At 48.8% G+C, this 20,679-nt stretch carries 19 protein-coding genes and 1 other annotated feature; of the genes, 7 read left to right on the forward strand and 12 right to left on the reverse strand.

The window, feature by feature from the left end:
- Positions 1-212: 212 nt before the first annotated feature.
- Complete coding sequence (locus LVQ79_RS05155; RefSeq protein WP_151994764.1) at positions 213-1,583, forward strand: PTS transporter subunit EIIC; 1,371 nt, start codon at positions 213-215, stop codon at positions 1,581-1,583.
- A gap of 51 nt (positions 1,584-1,634) precedes the next feature.
- Here LVQ79_RS05155 and LVQ79_RS05160 read toward each other — a convergent pair whose 3' ends face one another.
- The 4 genes from LVQ79_RS05160 to LVQ79_RS05175 are packed head-to-tail and all read right to left on the reverse strand — an operon-like array spanning position 1,635 to position 4,944.
- Complete coding sequence (locus LVQ79_RS05160; protein WP_151994765.1) at positions 1,635-2,306, reverse strand: methionine ABC transporter permease; 672 nt, start codon at positions 2,304-2,306, stop codon at positions 1,635-1,637.
- Entirely contained in the window at positions 2,291-3,082 is a 792-nt protein-coding gene (locus LVQ79_RS05165; RefSeq protein WP_232864131.1) for a methionine ABC transporter ATP-binding protein, read from the reverse strand. Before LVQ79_RS05165 ends, LVQ79_RS05160 begins: the two co-directional genes overlap by 16 nt.
- Positions 3,079-3,888: a MetQ/NlpA family ABC transporter substrate-binding protein gene (locus LVQ79_RS05170; protein WP_232864132.1), complete on the reverse strand. Its 810-nt coding sequence runs from the start codon at positions 3,886-3,888 to the stop codon at positions 3,079-3,081. The genes LVQ79_RS05165 and LVQ79_RS05170 overlap by 4 nt, the downstream gene beginning before the upstream one ends.
- An 18-nt stretch (positions 3,889-3,906) precedes the next feature.
- A complete protein-coding gene (locus tag LVQ79_RS05175) occupies positions 3,907-4,944 on the reverse strand; it encodes an isopenicillin N synthase family dioxygenase (protein WP_232864133.1) in 1,038 nt (345 codons plus the stop codon).
- Between the two features lie 293 nt (positions 4,945-5,237).
- On the opposite strand from LVQ79_RS05175, the gene ykgO reads away from it, so the two are divergent.
- On the forward strand, positions 5,238-5,378 hold the full coding sequence (ykgO, locus tag LVQ79_RS05180) for a type B 50S ribosomal protein L36 (RefSeq protein ID WP_232864134.1): 141 nt from the start codon (positions 5,238-5,240) through the stop codon (positions 5,376-5,378).
- 43 nt (positions 5,379-5,421) lie between these two features.
- Here the strand turns inward: ykgO and LVQ79_RS05185 are convergent, their stop codons facing one another.
- From LVQ79_RS05185 to acrA, 6 genes are all read right to left on the reverse strand, one after another.
- Positions 5,422-5,880: a YlaC family protein gene (locus LVQ79_RS05185; protein WP_134183996.1), complete on the reverse strand. Its 459-nt coding sequence runs from the start codon at positions 5,878-5,880 to the stop codon at positions 5,422-5,424.
- A 101-nt stretch (positions 5,881-5,981) separates the two neighbouring features.
- Positions 5,982-6,548, reverse strand: coding sequence for a maltose O-acetyltransferase (maa, locus tag LVQ79_RS05190; RefSeq protein WP_232864135.1), 567 nt, complete (start codon positions 6,546-6,548; stop codon positions 5,982-5,984).
- 322 nt (positions 6,549-6,870) lie between these two features.
- A complete protein-coding gene (hha, locus tag LVQ79_RS05195; RefSeq protein ID WP_034458066.1) occupies positions 6,871-7,089 on the reverse strand; it encodes a hemolysin expression-modulating protein Hha in 219 nt (72 codons plus the stop codon).
- 30 nt (positions 7,090-7,119) lie between these two features.
- A complete protein-coding gene (gene tomB, locus LVQ79_RS05200) occupies positions 7,120-7,494 on the reverse strand; it encodes an Hha toxicity modulator TomB (RefSeq protein WP_034458068.1) in 375 nt (124 codons plus the stop codon).
- Positions 7,495-8,048: 554 nt separating this feature from the next.
- On the reverse strand, positions 8,049-11,198 hold the full coding sequence (acrB, locus tag LVQ79_RS05205) for a multidrug efflux RND transporter permease subunit AcrB (RefSeq protein ID WP_232864136.1): 3,150 nt from the start codon (positions 11,196-11,198) through the stop codon (positions 8,049-8,051).
- Between the two features lie 22 nt (positions 11,199-11,220).
- On the reverse strand, positions 11,221-12,420 hold the full coding sequence (acrA, locus tag LVQ79_RS05210; RefSeq protein ID WP_034458072.1) for a multidrug efflux RND transporter periplasmic adaptor subunit AcrA: 1,200 nt from the start codon (positions 12,418-12,420) through the stop codon (positions 11,221-11,223).
- A gap of 143 nt (positions 12,421-12,563) precedes the next feature.
- Between acrA and acrR the strand changes: the two genes are divergently transcribed.
- Both acrR and mscK read left to right on the forward strand, forming a co-directional pair.
- Positions 12,564-13,205, forward strand: a complete 642-nt coding sequence (acrR, locus tag LVQ79_RS05215) for a multidrug efflux transporter transcriptional repressor AcrR (RefSeq protein WP_151994773.1) — start codon at positions 12,564-12,566, stop codon at positions 13,203-13,205.
- A gap of 129 nt (positions 13,206-13,334) precedes the next feature.
- The gene (gene mscK, locus LVQ79_RS05220) at positions 13,335-16,715 is read left to right on the forward strand and encodes a mechanosensitive channel MscK (RefSeq protein WP_232864137.1); all 3,381 of its coding nucleotides are present in this window, start codon (positions 13,335-13,337) and stop codon (positions 16,713-16,715) included.
- A gap of 3 nt (positions 16,716-16,718) precedes the next feature.
- Here mscK and rsmS read toward each other — a convergent pair whose 3' ends face one another.
- Positions 16,719-16,874 carry a pleiotropic regulatory protein RsmS gene (rsmS, locus tag LVQ79_RS05225; RefSeq protein WP_151994775.1) on the reverse strand — a complete coding sequence of 52 codons (156 nt, stop codon included), beginning with the start codon at positions 16,872-16,874 and terminating at the stop codon, positions 16,719-16,721.
- A 38-nt stretch (positions 16,875-16,912) separates the two neighbouring features.
- Positions 16,913-17,449, reverse strand: coding sequence for a primosomal replication protein PriC (gene priC / locus LVQ79_RS05230; protein ID WP_232864138.1), 537 nt, complete (start codon positions 17,447-17,449; stop codon positions 16,913-16,915).
- Positions 17,450-17,494: 45 nt separating this feature from the next.
- On the opposite strand from priC, the gene LVQ79_RS05235 reads away from it, so the two are divergent.
- The 3 genes from LVQ79_RS05235 (at position 17,495) to dnaX (ending at position 20,656) form a co-directional block, all read left to right on the forward strand.
- Positions 17,495-17,872 (forward strand): DUF454 family protein, encoded by a 378-nt coding sequence (locus tag LVQ79_RS05235; protein ID WP_232864139.1) that lies wholly within the window; start codon positions 17,495-17,497, stop codon positions 17,870-17,872.
- 149 nt (positions 17,873-18,021) lie between these two features.
- Positions 18,022-18,573 carry an adenine phosphoribosyltransferase gene (apt, locus tag LVQ79_RS05240; RefSeq protein WP_034458083.1) on the forward strand — a complete coding sequence of 184 codons (552 nt, stop codon included), beginning with the start codon at positions 18,022-18,024 and terminating at the stop codon, positions 18,571-18,573.
- 163 nt (positions 18,574-18,736) lie between these two features.
- Positions 18,737-20,656, forward strand: a complete 1,920-nt coding sequence (gene dnaX, locus LVQ79_RS05245) for a DNA polymerase III subunit gamma/tau (protein ID WP_232864140.1) — start codon at positions 18,737-18,739, stop codon at positions 20,654-20,656.
- Positions 19,986-20,050, forward strand: a sequence feature (DnaX frameshifting element). Its footprint overlaps the gene before it by 65 nt.
- Positions 20,657-20,679: the final 23 nt, after the last annotated feature.

A 20,679-nucleotide genomic window follows, 5' to 3' on the forward strand; every position in this document is an offset into this window, starting at 1 on the left:
AAACCATTATTTTTGCTTATTTTTATTGGTCCGTAAAATAGTTGAATGTGACCTAAATACCATACCAATTTGTTAGTTTGATGTGTTTGATGCCCTTTGTTAGGCGTAATTGTGATGTTGCTCAAAGTTTATTGGTTTGTTTTGGTTCTTTCGATTCTCTACCATCTCAGGCATTCAACACATAATAATTAGTAATTCTTTGGGAGCGACAGATGGGGACTCGTGATGCAATTAATAATATTATTCACCTTGTAGGTGGTGCGGATAATATTAACAAAGCCTGGCACTGTATGACGCGCTTGCGCTTCTCTCTGATTGATGAGAATAAAATTGATCAGTCCGAAATTAAAAAAATCCCCGGTGTATTAGGGGCGCAGATTCAGAGTGACCAATTCCAGATTATTATTGGCCCGCAGGTGAACAGTTGGTACGAACAGCTGAGCAGCGCGCTGGATACATCTGGTGAGCAAATTGCCCCCGCGACTCACAAGAAAGCCCGTAAAAGCCTGGTGTCGATGTTTATGGATACCGTATCGGGCGTGTTTGGGCCGATTGTTCCCGCTATCGCTGGCGCCGGGATGATCAAAGGTCTGTTAGCAGGCTTGATTGCACTTAAATTCGTTTCGGCAAAAAGCGATACGGTAATTGTCATCGATTTAATTGCCAGCGGCGTGTTCTATTTTTTACCGTTTTTCCTCGCTATCTCTGCGGCACGTATCTTTAAAACTAATGAATACCTGGCCGCAGCGGTGGCGGCCTGTCTGATGTATCCATCGCTTATCGAAGCAGCAAAGTTACTGGCAAGCCATGCGCCGAATGCTGTCGATACGTTCTATTTTCTGAACGTGGTACCGGTTTCGGTATTTAACTACGCCTCAAGCGTGATCCCGGTGATTTTCTCGGTTCTGGCCCTGAGCTACATCCATCGATGGGTGGACCGGTTTATGCCAGATGTATTGAAAACGGTATTTACTCCGACGCTCACTTTGTTCCTCGCCGCGTTAGTTGCGCTGGTGGTGATTGGGCCATTGGGGATCTATTTGGGTAAAGCGTTGGCGTGGTTTATTGAAGGGCTGTTTGGTGTATCCGCAAGTTTTGCAGGATTGGTAGTGGGAGCCATTCGCCCGGTAGCGATTTTGACCGGAATGCACCATGCGATGACACCAATCGCACTGCAAAACTTTACCGACCGCGGCTACGACATGCTGATGCCAATGATGTTTATGGCTAATATGGCGATTGCCGGATCAACGTTTGCCATCTGGAAGCAAAGTAAATCTCGCGAAGAAAGATCGGTGGTTCTGCCCGCGGCTATTTCCGCATTACTGGGTATTACCGAACCTGCGCTGTTTGGTGTTCTGACGCGCTACAAGAAAGCGTTTATCGCCGCCACGGTTGCCAGCTCCATCGCCTCGGCATTTATTGCCTTCTTTGGTGTGCGTTTGTATGGCTATATTTTATCGAGTATTTTCAGCCTGCCGGCTTACATCGGGCCATACTTTATCTTTGCTTTGATGGGGGTGGCGCTGGCATTGGGATTGTCATTTACGCTGACTACTTTGCTAGTGCGCGAGAAAGCCTGAAAAACTGGCGGATGACGCTTGCGCTTATCCGCCCTAAGAAAGATTGCGAAATTAACGTCGGTGCGCCAGGCGGCGCACCAGACGGTCTCCAATACTTTGTACTAATTGCACCATCACCACCAGAATGACAACGGTGCCCACCATGACCTGGTCATTAAATCGCTGATAACCGTAGCGAATTGCAAGATCTCCCAGGCCGCCACCGCCAATCACACCAGCCATCGACGAAAAGCCGATTAGCATTACGATGGTAAGGGTGATCCCTGCCAGCAGAGCAGGCAGCGCTTCGGGCAGCAGTACTTTGCTGATGATATGCCAGACATTTCCTCCCATGGATAAAATGGCCTCAATGCGACCTTTATCGACCTCATCTAACGCGTTTTCTACTACCCGCGCAAAGAAGGGGAAGGCGCCAATTGTTATCGGAACCACTGCGGCTGTGCTGCCTAACGTGGTGCCGATAATTATGCGGGTAAAGGGGATCAGCGCAATTAATAGCACAATAAACGGCAGTGAACGACCGATATTCACGACACTACCAATGACCTGATTGAATAGCGGAGCGGGCAATACTCCATCACGGCGAGTGAGGAATAACAGCACCCCCAATGGCAATCCAATCAGCACGGTAAAGAGTGCTGCGAGGCTGACCATGTACAGCGTATCCAGTGAGCCATCTAACAGTAATGGCCATAAATCATCCCAGTCTAGGCGACTTCGCATAATAGACTCCTTGTCACGCCGATACGGCGTAAGAATGCTTGTTCGGCCGCATCTCCAGGGAGTAACGCCTGGCGCAGACGGGAGCTGGGGATGAGCAGTAATTCAGACAACGAGCCGCTTTCTATAAGCCTGCCGTTTTCCAGCAATGCTGCGTGGTCGCAAATAGCTTTCACGACTTCAAGTTGATGGGTTATCAGCACAATGGTGACCCCCAGTTTATGGTTAATATTTTTTAGTAGTGCCAGCACGGACGCGGTAGTTTCACTATCTAATGCGCTGGTTGCTTCATCACACAGCAGAACATCAGGATGAGCAGCCAGCGCGCGAGCAATCCCCACACGCTGTTTTTGCCCACCGGAAAGCTGAGAAGGAAAAGCCTGTGCTTTATCGCTAAGGCCGACTAACTCGAGTAGCTCAGTGATGCGTTTTTGCCGCTCTTCACGGGGAAGTCCCGCAATTTCTAACGGTACGGCGATGTTGTCCGCCACATTTCGCGCATGAATCAGGTTGAAGTGTTGGAATACCATTCCGGTGCGTTGGCGGTGTACCCGCAACTCGCGATTATTAAGAGTGGTGATATCGACACCTTGCATCAGAATGCGGCCCGAAGTGGGCCGCTCCAACAAATTAAGGCAGCGAATCAAGGTGCTTTTTCCAGCGCCGCTGCGCCCGAGAATGCCGTAGATTGCGCCGTCTGGCACAGTCAGTGAGACATCATCCAGTGCCGGTTGGCCTCCTCCGGCATACACTTTGCTCAGCCGCTCAAGGGTTATCATGACTGTGGCGTAGCAACCGGGATCACTGAGCCATTAAATTGCTTGCGAATAAAATCAGCAACCTGCGGTGATTGCAGATCTTTCGCCAGCTCCTTGATGCGTGGATCGTTTGCCAGATTTGGGTTGGTGACCAGAATATTGGCATACGGGTTATGAGTGGCACTTTCCAGCCCCAGCGCATCTTTTGACGGAGTTAACCCAGCTTCCAATGCGTAGTTACCATTAATCACGGCTAAATCGACATCATCCAGCGAACGCGGCAGTTGCGGTGCTTCGATTTCAATTATCTTCAGCTTTTTAGGATTGCTGGCGATATCGCGCGGTGTCGCCTGGTTTTGCGCTGCATCTTTAAACTCAGGTTTCAGGGTGATAAGCCCTTTGTCCTGCAAAAGATAGAGTGCCCGACTTAGGTTGGTGACGTTATTTGGTAAGGCGATGGTGGCGTTTTCCGGCACCGCTTTCAGGTCTTTATATTTGTGTGAGTAAATCCCCAGTGGCTCGATGTGAACAGTGGCCGCAACGGTGAATTTTTTACCTAACGCTTTCTCCTGGTCGCGTAAATACGGAACATGCTGGAAGTAGTTGGCGTCCACATCGCCGTTGGCCAGCAGTTCGTTGGCATTTACGCCGTTACTGAGCTCAATGACTTTGAGTTTTAAATTAGGATCGATTTTCTGCACAAAGGCCAGAATTTCTGCGTGTGGTACAGCATCTGCTGCAATACGTAAGGTATCTGCTGCTTGAGCACTGAAAGCCAGAGTCAAAGACAACGCGATCCCTGCCAGTTTAAAAGAGGCATATTTCATGGTGGTTTCCTTCAATATTTAAGCGATGAGTTCAGTGCTGCTACGCAAGACATCCGGATAATAACGTTCTGCCACGTCGGGATGAGATCGCAGGCGGCCTTTCAGGTAATTCCAGCCAACATCACGCAGTAACGGGTTGTGAGGATCGCTTTCCGGGCCATGAGCCTGGCTTGCAAGCTCAGGAGGCAATGTATAAACCGGAACCACGGCATCTAACTGTGCGCCGAGGAAAAATGCGATGGACTGGCGCTCCCGCCCTGGCGGTGGAGAAACCACTCGATGAACCGTGGCGCGCAAGTAGCCATTGGTTGCCAATTCAAGCAACTCACCAATATTTACCACAAAGCTACCGAGCAAGGGGGCTGCATCTATCCAGTTATCGGGGTTGACTTCAACCTGTAAACCCTGCTGCCTGTCTTGTAGCAGAAAGCTTAGGAAGCCGGAGTCCTTGTGAGCGCCAACACCCTGATTGCTATCGGTAGCCTGTTGGCCAGGATAGCGAATCAGCTTGATATGCTCGTTGGGTTTGTTGCCATACAGGTCATCAAAGCTATTAGCCGGTAACTTCAACGCTAATGCAAAAGTGCGTAGTAATTTCAACGCCACAGCGGTCATTTCACGCTGAAATTGCAACAGAGTCGGCTTGAGAGTTGGCAACGATTCAGGCCACAGGTTGGGCCCTTGCAGACGCAGCCAGCCAGGTTGTGATGGACTGACGGAAAGTATCGGGCGTTCAGCGCCAATATCAAATTGCTCACGCCAGTCAGGTTTACCACGTGTTAATTCGCTGGCGGCGCGGTTATAACCGCGAAAATGCGGGGAGTGAATCATCGCGACTTTTTGTTTTTCTGCGTCAGGCAAAGAGAAAAACAGCTGGGCTTCATCCTGAACGGCCTGTTGCAGTTCCGGGCTGATGCCATGATTTATCAGATAAAAGAAGCCGATGTCACGAGCAGCATGGCGTAGTTGTTCAAGAAAGGCTGCGCGATCGGTATCGGTGCCATCAAGGGCTAAGAGATCGAGTATTGGCAATGCCTGGGTCGTTGTTTTGCTCATTTTGAACTCCACGTAATTCAGATGTTTTCCCGTCACGTATTGATGTTTTAGCCCAACAATAATTTTCACAACGACAGCGCTGACTCATGGTTTATCCCTTCTGGATTGATGTGTTGTTCGTGGAAATGACATTGCCGCAACTGCGTCACGCCGCCCAATATTGTTATCTTCTAAGTTATTGCCGGGTGGGGTTCTAAGCATTTGCGAAACTCAGCAATGCCAATAAACGCAGTTGCATTCTGCTTATTTGTCATTTATTGTTATGTTATAACATAATTATTGGGGTGGGATTTATGCAGGTTCTGAATTCATTACGTAGTGCAAAGCAGCGCCATTCAGATTGCCAGCTTGTGAAGCGTAGAGGGCGGCTGTATGTGATTTGCAAAAGTAACCCGCGTTTCAAAGCGGTGCAGGGCGGGAAGAAGCGGCGTTAAGACAAGGGGCACTTCGCCCCTTGGCTCTTATAAGCTGTGAACGTTACGGACGTCCGAGCGAGAAAATATCGTAAAATGAGAGCTCGCCTTTCGTCGCCACCATCTTATGCAGTAACGATTTTTGTTGTTCGTCAACACCAGGGGAATGCAGGATTTTATCGATCAATGTGGGTGGAACGTTACGCGTGTTGTACCACTCACCGTTATAGCAAACGCGTAAATCAAGCACATCAATATCGTCATAGCGGTAACGGGGATTCACATCAAAAAAGAAAAAGCCGTTTAGCAGCGCAAACAACACAACCAATAGCCAAACCGATCCCGACAGAGTATCCGATTCCAGCATCACCCATAGTGTTGCGAACCAACCTATCCACATGCCGATAAATAACCCCGGATGCTTGCGAATAAAGCTGATGCTAAAACGCGGGCGATTGTCGCGTTTTTCTTCCGCATTGAGTTGTTCGATTGTATCGGTGAGCAGACGCTGAATTTCAGTCATGATGGCCTTCTGAACAGGAACGCGACAGGCAGAGAACTGTTATTTTAAGAAGCCCTGCGAGGGTAAAAAAGTAACAGTTTCGCCATAAAAAACCATAACAGTTAATGTGGCGTGTCAGGCACCATTTTAATCAGCCGAGCTGGGTTTCCAGCAACTACCGAGTTCGCCGGAATATCTTTCGTGACGACGGAGCCGGCACCTATCACTACATTATCGCCAATAGTCACACCAGGGTTGATAACCGCGCGCCCGCCAATCCAGACATTATTGCCAATCGAGACAGGTTTACCAAATTCAACACCACTGTTGCGCGTTTCAGCATCCAGCGGATGAGTCGCAGTATAAATGTGAACACCTGGGGCTAACATACAATTCTCACCGATGTGGACAGGACAAACGTCGAGAATCACACAGTCAAAATTGGCGTAGAAGTTTTTGCCGAGGAAAATATTGTAGCCGTAATCACAACGAAACGATGGCTCAATATAAGCATCCAGACTTTGGCCTAATAGTTGTTCGAGCAGTTCACTACGAATGGCCTTTTCATCTGGAGCGGTGTGATTAAAACGGTGAATCAGATGGCGCGCTTTTACGCGGTCATCTCGAAGCTGTTGGTCTGCAGGGCGATAAAGTTCGCCTGCAATCATTTTCTTTTTTTCTTCACTCATGGTGATGCCTTTTAAAATAGACAGGACACCCGTTACCCTAAGCGATTAGTTTGTAATTAATGTGGCTATAGTTCCTTTTTGTGACGGTAATCACATGGTTAAATGTGCTATTAACAATCACAAATTAAGGGGAGCGACGGACAGAATGTAGTAAGCCTTACAAAAGAGCGATGAGCAGCTTGTATCTCGAAAGCTGAACAGCCCAGGATAAATATCTATTTAGCACTCTGTTAAGTGACTAAAAGAGTTTCTGAATCCAGTTGCGGCTGATTACAACAGCATGTCAGTCTGAAACCATAAAGGTAATAACAGTTAAGGGGTATTAGCGGATAAATTTCCATACGGATGGTGGTATTTTATCGTAAAGCTTATTCATGGTCAGTTCAGCCAAACGGTGGTCTGCTGCTGAATAAAATACAGCCAACTCATTATCTGGTAATTCGTATTTATTCTTTTCGATTACGCGCTCTAAAGTGTCAATTGTTTGGCAGCGTCGCAGGCGCATCAAATAATCGGTCTTAGTAAGTGGTTTTGTTGTCATGAAATCACCTTATTACATCTTGTAATAGTTCTAAAAGGAGAGGCTTACAGGGTTAGCGCGACTCTCTGTGACGAAACATCGGAATAACCGATTCCCGGACTTACGCCATTTCTGCAAGTCTTGGGCATTGATGCCATAGTTACTGAACAGCATAAATGTATCGTCTAAATATTCGTCAATTTGTTCAATCAATTTACTCTCATCATCGTACTTAATTTTGTAATTAAGTGCGAAAGCAGCAATATGCTCAATCAATTCATTCAACTGCAAGTTAATGGCCGACGTAGGATCATTAACCCAACCATGATTACTCTCGCCAAGGTTGGTAAGGCAGTCATGATACAGGTTTTCGCAGAGAAATTTAAGCTGCGCGATATCATGCCGTTTTGGTGAGTATTCGTCCATAATGCAGCCCCTTTTTATCGAAGAAAATTTGATAAACAAAACGCCTTGGGGTGGACACACCTGGATGAGGTGGGAATCAATTACAACGATTATTCCATATACGTTTACTATAAATCAATCCGTAGTAGATTTCCTTTCACTATTACGAAAAATTACATTTACAGCAAAGCTGTTTACTCTAACGTAATGTTTATTAAGACTTTCACTTTTTTTAAAAGCATCGTCTGATAAATTAACTTAAGTGAACGTTTGGGAAAGCAGTTTATATTCAATAGGTTAATATTGTGTTGCTGCAATGAACCTTAAACGGGGAGTAAATAAGGGGTTAATTAAGAATCATCCTAATATATAAGTATGAACCTTCTTGCCTTATCTGCCAGTGAATTTAAGAAATATCTTGTCATCATATTTAAGTCCAACTGAGTTCTTATTGCAACATTTAGTAACCTATCGTAGAAAAAGCCAGCAACTATCGTTATTTATTAATATGACAAATAGGAACCGCAGATATAAAAAAGGCCGCTTGCGCGGCCGTTAAATTGCAGATTTAAGACTTACTTGTGGTGCTCAACAGCGTGAGTGTGTTCAACATCTTCAGACTTACGGCTGAAGCGACGACGAACTACCACGAAGAACACTGGTACGAAGAAGATAGCCAGGACTGTTGCAGTAACCATCCCGCCCATAACCCCTGTACCTACGGCGTTCTGTGCACCAGAGCCTGCACCCGAGCTGATTACCAGCGGCATTACCCCGAGGATAAATGCCAGTGATGTCATCAGAATCGGACGCAGACGCATACGTACGGCTTCGAGCGTGGCTTCAATCAAGCCTTTGCCTTCTTTCTCCATCAAGTCTTTGGCGAATTCTACGATAAGTATCGCGTTCTTCGCCGACAAGCCAATGGTTGTCAGCAGGCCTACCTGGAAGTACACGTCGTTGGTCAGCCCACGCATCGTCGCGGCAAGCAGTGCACCGACAACCCCGAGTGGAACAACCAGCATGACCGAGAATGGAATCGACCAGCTCTCGTACAGTGCAGCCAGACACAGGAACACCACTATCAGGGAGATGGCATACAGGGCAGGGGCCTGGTTACCAGATAAACGTTCCTGATAGGACATACCCGTCCAGTCATAACCAATACCGGTTGGCAGTTTGCTGGCCAGCTGTTCCATCAGGTCCATTGCTTCACCGGTACTCTTACCCGGAGCTGCCTGACCAAGGATTTCCATGGACGGTAAACCGTTGTAACGTTCCAGACGCGGTGAGCCGTATTCCCAATGCGCAGAAGAGAACGCTGAGAATGGCACCATTTGTCCGGTAGAGCCGCGGACATACCAGTTGTTGATATCGCTAGGCAGCATACGGAATGGCGCATCCGCCATCAGGTAAACTTTCTTCACACGACCACGGTCGATGAAGTCGTTCACGTAACTACCACCCCATGCAGCACCCAGTGTGGTGTTGATGTCACTGATAGAAACGCCCAATGCTTGCGCTTTTTCCTGGTCGATATCGATTTTGAACTGCGGCGTATCTTCCAGGCCGTTTGGACGCACGCCCACTAACAGATCAGAGTGTTTAGCGACTTCACCAAACAATTGGTTACGCGCCTGAGTCAGTTTTTCGTGCCCAAGGTTTGCCTGGTCAATCAACTGGAAGTCGAAGCCCGTTGCTGTACCCAGTTCCACGATAGCTGGCAGGTTGAATGCGAACACGATGGCATCTTTGATTTTCGAGAACTCGGCGCTTGCGCGACCAGCAATCGCTGGAACCTTGTTCTCTTCACCAGGACGCTCATCCCAATCTTTCAATGATACGAATGCCAGACCTGTGTTCTGCCCCTGACCAGAGAAGCCAAAGCCGTTAACGGTAAATACGGAGTTAACGTTGTCTTTCTCTTTTTCGAGGTAGTACTTGGTCACATCATCAAGAACGGCTTGTGTACGTTCTTGCGTCGCACCTGCAGGCAGCTGTGCCATGGTCAGGAACACGCCCTGGTCTTCATCTGGCAAGAAGGAACTTGGCAGGCGAATAAACAGGAAGGCCATGCCAACCACTATCAGCAGATAAAGCACTAAGTAACGACCGGTGCTACGCAAAATATTACCGACGCTGTCGGTATAGTGATGCGTGCTCTTGTCGAACATGTTGTTAAACCAGCCGAAGAAACCTTTCTTCTCGTGGTGTTCGCCTTTCGCAATTGGCTTAAGCAGGGTGGCGCAAAGTGCTGGTGTCAAAATCATTGCTACCAGTACAGAAAGCACCATTGCCGATACGATGGTAATAGAGAACTGACGATAGATTGCACCTGTAGAACCGCCGAAGAATGCCATTGGTATAAATACCGCCGACAGTACCATCGCGATCCCGACCAGAGCGCCCTGAATCTGCTCCATTGATTTGCGTGTGGCTTCTTTTGGCGGCAATCCTTCTTCCACCATTACACGCTCAACGTTCTCTACTACCACGATGGCATCATCAACCAACAGGCCTATCGCAAGCACCATCCCGAACATCGTTAGGGTGTTTATCGAATAGCCAAAGACGGCAAGGATGGCAAACGTCCCCAGCAGTACCACTGGTACCGCAATCGTTGGAATCAATGTGGCGCGGAAGTTCTGCAAGAACAGATACATTACCAGGAACACCAGCACGATTGCTTCAACGAGGGTTTTTACTACCTCTTTGATAGAGATTTTAACGAATGGCGTGGTGTCATATGGATAAACAACTTTCAGACCCGCAGGGAAGAATGGCTGTAGTTTTTCCACAGTGGCACGTACCGCATTCGCGGTATCCAGGGCGTTAGCACCGGTTGCCAGTTTGATACCTAAACCAGAGGCTGGTTGGCCGTTGAAACGTGCAACAACGTTATAGTTCTCGCCGCCCAACTCAACTTTTGCCACATCTTTAAGCAGAACACGTGAGCCATCCTGATTCACTTTCAGCAAAATTTTGCTGAACTCATCGGCAGATTTTAAACGGGTTTGAGCAATGATAGAGGCGTTAAGTTGTTGACCTTTAACTGGTGGAGTACCACCCAACTGACCTGCTGCTACCTGGGCGTTCTGCGCTTTGATAGCGGCAATAACATCAACCGGCGTGAGCTGATAATTGTTCAGTTTGTTCGGATCCATCCAGATACGCATCGCGTACTGAGCACCAAACAGCTGAACATCACCAACACCGCGAGTACGGCTGATCGGGTCTTTAATAGTTGCGCCAACGTAGTCCGAAATATCTTCCTGTGTCATGGAGCCATCGGTGTTGATCATACCGAGAACCATCAGGAAGCTACTGGAAGACTTCTCAACGCTAACACCTTGCTGCTGTACTTCTTGAGGAAGCAGTGGCATCGCAAGTTGCAGTTTGTTCTGAACCTGTACCTGTGCGATATCCGCGTCAGTACCAGAATCAAAGGTAATGGTGATGGTTACAGAACCAGAGGAATCACTGGATGAGGACATGTACAGCAGGTTGTCGATACCGTTCATGTTCTGTTCGATAACCTGTGTAACGGTATCCTGTACCGTTTTCGCATCTGCACCAGGGTAGTTTGCTGAGATCGAAATTGCCGGTGGCGCAATGGTTGGATATTGCGCGATCGGTAATTTCATGATCGCAAGCCCGCCCGCCAACATAATAATGATGGCGATTACCCAGGCAAAAATCGGGCGATCGATAAAAAACTTAGCCATGTCTTAACGGCTCCTGTTTAAGTTAAGACTTCGTTTGTTCAGACTGTGCGCCAGCGGCTGCTTGATCCTGGCCTTTATTTTCTGCCGCCACTTCCTGCGCTTTCACCTGAACACCGGGTTTCACTTTTTGCAAACCGGTCACAATAACGCGATCACCATCCTTCAACCCACTGGTTACCAGCCATTTGTCGCCGATAGCTTGAGTTGCGGTGATATTGCGTACTTCCACTTTGTCTTCTTTACCAATAACCATTGCTGAAGCATCACCACGCGGTGTACGAGTTACACCTTGTTGTGGAACTAACAGCGCGTTTGGATTGGTACCTTCTTCCAGTTGTGCACGAACAAACATGCCCGGCAGTAATGTTTTATCTGGGTTCGGGAAGATAGCTCGCAAAGTGATAGAGCCGGTGGTCTGGTCAACCGTCACATCAGAAAACTCTAAAGAGCCTTCCTGCGGGAAAGTGATACCGTCGTTGGTCACTAATTTGACTTTAGCTTTACCGTTTTCTTGTTTCAGTTTGCCTTCTGCCAGCTCTTGCTTAAGGCGCAAGAAATCATTGCTGGATTGGGTCACATCAACATAAATCGGGTCGAGCTGTTGTACGGTTGCCAATGCAGAAGCCTGTCCGCTAGTGACCAGAGCGCCTTCTGTAACAGAAGACTTACCAATGCGACCGCTAATAGGTGAAGTCACTTTGGTATATGCAAGGTTAATGCGAGCAGTTTCAACGGCGGCTTTAGCAGCCACAACAGATGCGTTTGCCTGTTGAGAATCGGCAAGTGCAGTGTCGTAGTCTTGTTGACTGATGTACTTAGTACCTAACAGTTTCTGATAACGTTTAAGCGTCAGCTGAGCGATGTTTGCACTTGCTTGTGCTTTAGCGAGGTCGCCTTTGGCGCTGTCATATGCTGCCTGGTATGTTGCAGGGTCGATTTGGTACAGCGACACACCAGCCTTGATTTCACTTCCTTCTTCGAAGTTACGTTTCAGGATGATGCCACTGACTTGTGGGCGAACTTCTGCAATACGATAAGCGCTTGTACGGCCAGGAAGCTCTGTAGTTATCTGCAAAGGAGCACTTTTCAGAGTTACCACACCCACTTCTGGGGTATGCGGCGCACTCTGTTTTGTCTCTTTGTCATTACATCCTGTAAGTACTAAGCTGCCTGAGAGCATCAGAATGGCCGCCAGAGGCGTAAACCCTCTGTTTTTGTTCATATGTAAACCTCGAGTGTCCGATTTCAAAGTTGTTCAATGGATCAAATGTCCACAAACCCATTGCTGCGTTTATATTATCGTCGTGCTATGGTACATACATTCACAAATGTATGTAAATCTAACTACCGTTATTTCACCCACTTATGGCACGAAAAACCAAACAACAAGCGCTGGAAACACGCCAACACCTTTTGGATGTTGCAATCCGCTTGTTTTCACAACACGGAGTTTCCGCAACTTCGCTTGCAGATATCGCAAAAGCAGCGGGAGTAACCCGTGGTGCAATCTACTGGCATTTCAAAAATAAGTCGGATTTGTTTAATGAAATCTGGGAGCTAACTGAGTCCAGTATTGGCGATTTAGAAACTGAGTATCGGGCAAAATTTCCTGACGATCCACTTTCTGTTGTCAGAGAGTTACTTATTTACATATTACAAGCAACTGTCGCCGATGAACGCCGCCGCTTAATGACCGAAATCATCTTCCATAAGTGCGAGTTTGTAGGTGAACTGGCTGTTTTACAACAGGCCAGACGTGAACTTTATATGGAAGGAAACGAGAGAATTGAGAGCAGTTTGCAGCGTTGTATTGATGCTGAAATGTTACCAAAAAACTTGCGACTTCCCCACGCCGTTATTTTACTGCGTAGTTATATTACCGGGCTGATTGAAAACTGGCTGGTTGCACCGGATAGTTTTGATCTCCACAGCCAGGCCGAGGACTACGTCGCCATTCTGCTGGAAATGTTTCAAACCTGCCCAACCCTGAGATCCATCCCACAATAAAAATATGCTTATTAGGGTAATTCCGAACATAGTTGACCAAGGTTTTTCCGAAAAGACGTGCTAATCTTGCGGCTCATATTTCGTCTTTAACTCGCCATCCTTCGGCCTGTTCTCAAACACTGTCAAACTATGCCGCAACTCTTGTGTTCACTGTATTCACGTCGCGTACCCGCACGTTTTTTGCTCATTGCATTCGTTAGCCTGTTTTGCGTGTTGGCGCAGCCAGTCTGGGCGCAAAAAAATGGTAGCGATCTCCCGAGCCGCGATGAGATTCAAAATCAGCTGTCTGCACTGAATAAGCAAAAGACACTGTCTCCAAATGACAAACTCACCCAACAAGATCTCAATGAGACTCTTGAGGTGCTGGATAAAATTGATCGGGTCAAGGATGAAACGGCAAAACTCCATCAGCAGGTGACGGAAGCACCGAAAGTGCTGCGTAAAGCCACTGATGCGCTCAACGAGATTAAAAACCAACACGCCAACCCGGCTGATGAAGAAGCGGAAATCGAAGCGCTCAGTTTGCGCCAACTTGAGTCTCGTCTGAATGATTTAATGACGGAGTTACAGAACGCGCAAAGCGATTTGGCGACCTGGAATAGCCAACTGATTTCGCTGCAAACGCAACCTGAGCGTGTTCAGAATGCCATGACTGCGGCATCGACTCAGCTTGAAGCGATTCGTAATCGTCTTAATGGTGTCACGCCAGGCGCTGTAGACTTACGACCAAGTCAGCAAACTTTATTACTGGCCCAACAAGCATTATTGAACGCGCAGTTAGATCAACAGCGTGACAGCCTCAAAGGCAACACCATCTTGCAAGATACGTTGCAAAAGCAACGTGACTACACCAACGCGCATATTAATCAAATGGAGGCGACCCTCCAGATCCTGCAAAAAGTGGCGAGCAGTAAGCGTTTAACCCTTACGCAGCAGACCGCACAGGACGCCATAGACTCTGAGGATACCGTTAAGATTCAGCAAAATCCGCTGGTTAAGCAGGAGCTGGATATCAACCATCAGCTGAGTCAGCGTCTGATAGACGCCACTCAGCATGCCAATGAAATGGTGCCTTCGAGCATTCGCATTAAAAATACACTGGATCGTGCTCTGCAATCTGAACGTAACCTCAAAGAGCAGATCGCCGTTCTGAAAGGCAGCTTGTTGTTGTCGCGTATTCTTTACCAACAACAGCAACAGAACCTGCCGTCTGCGGAAGACACTGAAGATCTGACCAACCGCATTGCGGATATTCGTCTCGAACAGTTCGATGTGAACCAACAACGTGACGCGCTATTCCAGCCGGATGAACTGGTGGCGAAAATCGAGGATGGGCATAAAGCGGATGTCACGCCAGAGGTCCACGATGCGTTATTGCAGGTTCTGGATACTCGCCGCGAATTGCTTGATCAGTTGAATAAGCAGCTTGGCATGCAATTAATGCTGGCAATCAACTTGCAGAATAACCAGCAGCAGCTGCAAAACGTCACGAAATCACTCGACCAGATCCTGACTGAGCAAATTTTCTGGGTAACCAGTAATAAGCCGATGGATTGGGACTGGCTGAAATCATTGCCTTCTTCATTGCGCGATCAGTTTAAAAACGCCAATCTCAATTTTAAAGGGCCTGAGAACTCGCTTAAAATTCTCGCCATCCTGCTACTGATGATTCCTGCTTTGTTGCTGGCAGGCGTTATACGCTGGCGATTTAAAGCGATAGACCGCTATCTGGAAAAGCAGGCGAGTCGTGTCGGGCAGTTGCGTAACGACAGCCAAATGCTGACCCCGAAAGCCATTGCTCTGACGCTGGTTAAAGTTTTGCCCGGCGCTCTGGTCATCTACTCAATCGGCCTGGTGTTTGCTGGCTTGCAGATGAACATCAGCGAATCGATGCTGGCATTTTGCAAACAGCTCTCCTTGTTCTGGTTAGTCTTCGGCTTAACTTACCAGGTGCTCTCTAAAAATGGTGTAGCTGTCAGCCACTTTAATATGCAACCGCAGCTGTGCAGTCATTATCGCCGCCAGCTGGTGCGTATTGGTTGTGCGCTATTACCGTTGTTATTCTGGTCGGTGCTCGGTGAACGTTCGCCTCTACATCTGGTTGAAGATGCGTTGGGTCAACTGATCATCTTCTTCAACCTGTTGCTTATCACCGCGCTGGTCTTCCCAATGTGCCGTGAAAACTGGCGCAACAAAAACAACCACACCATGCAGTTGTTTACTGTCACGATGATGGGTGTGGTGCCCGCGGTGTTAATCGTGCTGACAGCGATGGGATATTTTTATACGACACTTCGCCTTGCCGGTCGCTGGATTGAAACTATCTATCTGATACTTATCTGGAACCTGGTTTATCAGACCGTCCTGCGCGGATTAAGTGTTGCAGCGCGTCGTATGGCTTACCGCCGTGCCGTTGCGCGCCGTGAGAATCTGGTGAAAGAGGGCGCAGAAGGGGGCGAGCCGGTAGAAGAGCCACCGTTAGCGTTGGACCAAATCAACCAACAAACTATGCGTCTGGCTATCATTGCTCTGTTCGCCCTGTTTGCTCTGGTGTTCTACACCATTTGGTCAGATTTATTCGGGGTATTCGGTTACCTGGATAGCATCCAACTCTGGAGTTATAGCGCTTCCGAAGCGGGTGTAGCAGTAGTGAAAAACGTCACTATGGGCAGCCTGTTATTTGCCGCGATTGCTTTTGCTGTTGCCTGGGTGCTGATTCGCAACTTGCCGGGCTTGCTTGAAGTACTGGTGCTTTCGCGTCTGCAAATGCGTCAGGGTGCTTCATACGCCATCACGACCATTCTTAACTACGTCATTACTGCTGTCGGGGCGATGACCATCTTTGGTTCACTCGGCGTGTCGTGGGATAAGTTGCAATGGCTGGCGGCGGCGTTGTCAGTGGGCTTAGGTTTTGGTTTGCAGGAGATATTCGGTAACTTCGTTTCCGGCCTGATTATCCTCTTCGAGCGCCCGGTGCGTATCGGCGATACCGTCACGATTGGTGCTTATTCCGGTAGCGTGAGCAAAATTCGTATTCGTGCCACCACGATTACAGACTTTGACCGCAAAGAAGTGATCATTCCGAACAAAGCGTTTGTGACGGAACGACTGATCAACTGGTCGCTTACCGACACCATCACTCGCGTGGTTATCCGTCTGGGAGTGGCTTACGGCTCCGATCTGGATAAAGTACGTGAGATCTTACTGAAAGCGGCCCATGAGCATCCGAAAGTGATGCACGACCCTGAGCCTACGGTGTTCTTCACTACCTTCGGGGCCAGTACGTTGGATCATGAACTGCGTCTGTATGTGCGTGAACTGCGTGATCGCAGCTACACCGTCGATGAGCTAAACCGGACTATCGATCGTCTGTGTCGAGAAAATGGCATTAATATCGCCTTCAACCAACTTGAAGTTCATCTGCGTAATGACAAAGGCGATGAATTGACAGAAGTGAAACGCGATCATAATGGCAAATCAAACGGTGGTGACATCGTTCCTGCTCAGTAAAAATTAGCGGGAGCTGTTCTCTTCCCGCTTACGCAAAAAATCCTGACGGACAATCTCAAGCGCTGCGAGCGCGGTTTCCGTCGGGATTTCATGTTGTTCTAGCAGCATTATCAAATCGACCGCCAGTTTGACTTCTTCTGGTGCGTTTTCCAGCGACATTACGTTTATCCGTTCAAGTAAATGGTTTGGTTTAAGCGTTAGCTTAGCCCACGTTCGCGGCGTTCGATGGCGCGTTCAATTCGCGTCAACGCCTGGCGGCAGCGCTGCAAACGCCCTTCGAGAGCCGCCAGTTCCTTCTGGAGTTTTTGCTGCCCGGCAAGCGTGACTTGTATCGAAAGTTGGCTTTCACGATCGCTAATCATAATCTGGATGCGGCGTTCGTAATCCTGATGCGTTGAGAGTTTCTCATACAGATTCTCGGCAACCACGGGCTGCGGATCATTTTTACGCATCTTCACGGTGGCGAGTTCACGCTGCAAGGCGGCAATTTGCGCCACTAGTTTTTCGGCAATATAGGCAACCTGCTCCGCTTTGCCGACTTTCACGCTAAGCTCTAACTGCGCGAGATTTGCCTGAACTTCGGTCAGATAATCTTTAAGTTGCGTGCTGTGAGTGGAAAACAGTTTACGATCGAAGCGTGCTTGCGATGCGCGTTGTAACGAGACAGGCGCAATGGCCTGTGCGAGTTCCGCGACGCGAGCATCCAAAGCTTGTAACAGCGCGGCGGTTTTCACAAAATGAATCTCCAGTGTTGCACGTGTTTAAGTACGGAATAATGAATGAAACGGATCATTTTAATCATCATTGGTTGGCTGGCGGTAGTCCTTGCGACGCTGGGTGTTGTCTTGCCTTTACTTCCCACAACCCCATTTTTGCTGCTGGCGGCCTGGTGCTTCGCCCATTCCTCGCCGCGCTTTCATCACTGGTTACTGTACCGCTCATGGTTTGGCAGTTATATCCGCCATTGGCAGGACCATCGTGCGCTGCCACCGGGTGCCAAACCCAGGGCGTTGATTTTCATCGTGTTAACTTTTGCCGTCTCTCTTTACCTGGTCAACATTCTTTGGGTCAGGCTACTATTATTGATGATGATGTGCGCACTGCTGTTCTTTATGTGGCGCATGCCGGTAATTGACGAAAAGCAACAAAAGCCATAAAGCGCATTTGCAGTGGTTGCAATTGTTGGTGCCAGCCAGTAAATTCGACCGTTTTCGAGCATGGTATGACTGATTAATGAATCATCAATACTTCATTAATTAACCTGTTCCGTGCTTTGTTAGAACCTTGTTTTTAGCAGGCATTAATTATGACCGCGACTGCGCAGCAGCTTGAATATCTGAAAAACAGCATCAAAAGCATTCCAGACTACCCAAAACCTGGGATCTTATTCCGTGACGTTACCAGCTTGCTTGAAGATCCGAAAGCTTACGCCACCAGCATCGAATTATTAGTCTCACGCTTTAAAGACGCCGGTATCACCAAAGTGGTGGGTACCGAAGCGCGTGGGTTCTTGTTTGGTGCACCGGTTGCGCTGGAGTTAGGTGTTGGCTTCGTGCCGGTTCGCAAGCCAGGCAAACTGCCACGCGAAACAATCGCTGAAAACTACGAGCTGGAATACGGCACCGATCAACTGGAAATCCACGTTGATGCAATCGAGCCTGGCGACAAAGTTCTGGTAGTGGACGATCTGCTGGCAACCGGCGGTACCATTGAAGCAACAGTGAAACTTATCCGCCGTCTGGGTGGGGAAGTGACTGACGCTGCGTTTATCATCAATCTGTTTGATATTGGTGGTGAACAGCGCCTGGAAAAAATGGGCGTGAAAAGCTACAGCCTCGTACTTTTCCCAGGTCACTGAGTTCAGCCTTCGTATTCCCCAAATTATACCCATTAGCATTCGAGTTGCAGCCAACACCCCTGCAGCTTGAAGGATGATGGGTATAGAAGCCTCGCCCATCAGGTGAGGCTTATGTTAGCATTACCCCCCTGAATTCACTCCCGCGATGTAGAGCCTATCTCGAATGAGCTACCAGGTCTTAGCCCGCAAATGGCGGCCACAAACTTTTGCTGATGTAGTCGGCCAGCAACACGTGTTGACTGCTCTGGCTAATGGCTTATCCATGGGCCGAATCCACCACGCCTATCTCTTTTCGGGGACGCGCGGCGTGGGTAAAACATCCATCGCTCGCCTGTTGGCGAAAGGGTTAAATTGTGAAACCGGCATTACCGCCACCCCTTGCGGTGTGTGCGACAATTGCCGCGAAATCGAACAAGGTCGCTTTGTTGACCTGATTGAAATTGATGCCGCCTCGCGTACCAAAGTCGAAGATACGCGTGATTTGCTGGATAACGTTCAGTACGCGCCAGCGCGTGGCCGCTTTAAAGTTTATCTTATCGATGAAGTGCACATGCTCTCCCGCCATAGCTTCAATGCATTGTTGAAGACGCTTGAAGAGCCGCCATCGCACGTCAAATTCCTGCTGGCGACCACCGATCCGCAAAAACTGCCGGTCACTATTCTTTCTCGCTGCCTGCAATTCCACCTGAAAGCGCTGGATGTCGAACAAATCCGCCATCAACTGGAATACATTCTTGGCGAAGAAAAAATCCCCAGCGAAACCCGAGCTCTGCAACTGTTGGCTCGCGCCGCAGATGGCAGCCTACGTGATGCACTAAGTCTTACCGACCAGGCGATTGCCAGCGGTGATGGGCAGGTAACAACTGCCGCTGTCAGCACGATGCTGGGTACGCTTGATGACGACCAGGCTCTTTCGTTAGTAGAGGCGATGGTGCAGGCTGATGGTGAGCGGGTGATGAACTTGCTTAATGAAGCCGCCGGGCGTGGTGTTGAGTGGGAAGCTTTGCTGGTGGAAATGCTGAGTTTGCTGCATCGCGTGGCGATGGTTCAGCTTTCGCCTGCTGCGTTAGGCAGCGACATGGCCGCGATTGAACAGCGTATGCGTGAGCTGGCGCGCGTCGTGCCGCCTGCTGAAGTCCAACTTTATTACCAAACCTTGCTGATTGGCCGCAAAGAACTGTCCTGGGCGCCAGATCGACGTATGGGCATTGAAATGACTCTGCTGCGCGCACTGGCATTCCACCCGCGCAAGCCGCTACCAGAGCCAGAACAACCGCGTCAGGCGCCAAGTATTCCGGTGGTGAACCCTGTTCCGGTGCGCCAACAAATAGCACCCGCGCCACGGACAAATGAGACTGCGCTGCCAGACACCACCAGTCAGGTGTTGCAAGCGCGAACACAGCTCATGCGCCAGCAGGGAGCGAACAAAGCAAAAAAGAGTGAGCCGGCAGCGCCAAATCTAGCGCGGCCGGCAAAGAACAGCACTGCTCTGGAACGTTTAGCCTCGGTGAGCGAGCGTATCCAGTCCCGGCCCGCAGCGCAGACAGAGGAAAAGCCTGAGCCAAAGCCCGAGGCTTATCGCTGGAAGTCGCAAATTGTTTCTGATGTCGTCGAAGAACCGGTTGCGACACCAAAAGCATTAAAACGCGCGATGGAGCATGAGAAAACGCCTGAGCTTGCGCAGAAACTGGCTCTGGAGGCGATTGAGCGCGATAGCTGGTCGGCTGAAATTAGCCAACTGGTGCTGCCGAAATTAGTGCAGCAGCTTGCATTAAATGCCTGGAAAGAGCAGGACGGCAACCGAGTGTGTTTGCACTTGCGCCCGGCACTACGGCATTTGAATTCACCGTCGGCGCAGAAAACGCTGGCGGACGCATTGAGTACTTTTAGTGGTGAAACTGTTGAGCTGACTATTATTGAAGATGATAATCTTGCGCAACGAACCCCGCTTGAATGGCGCCAGGCTATCTATGAAGAGAAGCTGGCACAAGCGCGGGAAGCAATGAAAACTGACAACAACATTCAGACGCTGCGTCGTTTCTTTGATGCGGAACTGGATGACGATAGTATTCGACCAATTTGACAGACCGGTTATACCCTTCGCCC

Source organism: Buttiauxella cochleicola (genome assembly GCF_021282405.1).
Classification (GTDB): domain Bacteria; phylum Pseudomonadota; class Gammaproteobacteria; order Enterobacterales; family Enterobacteriaceae; genus Buttiauxella; species Buttiauxella massiliensis.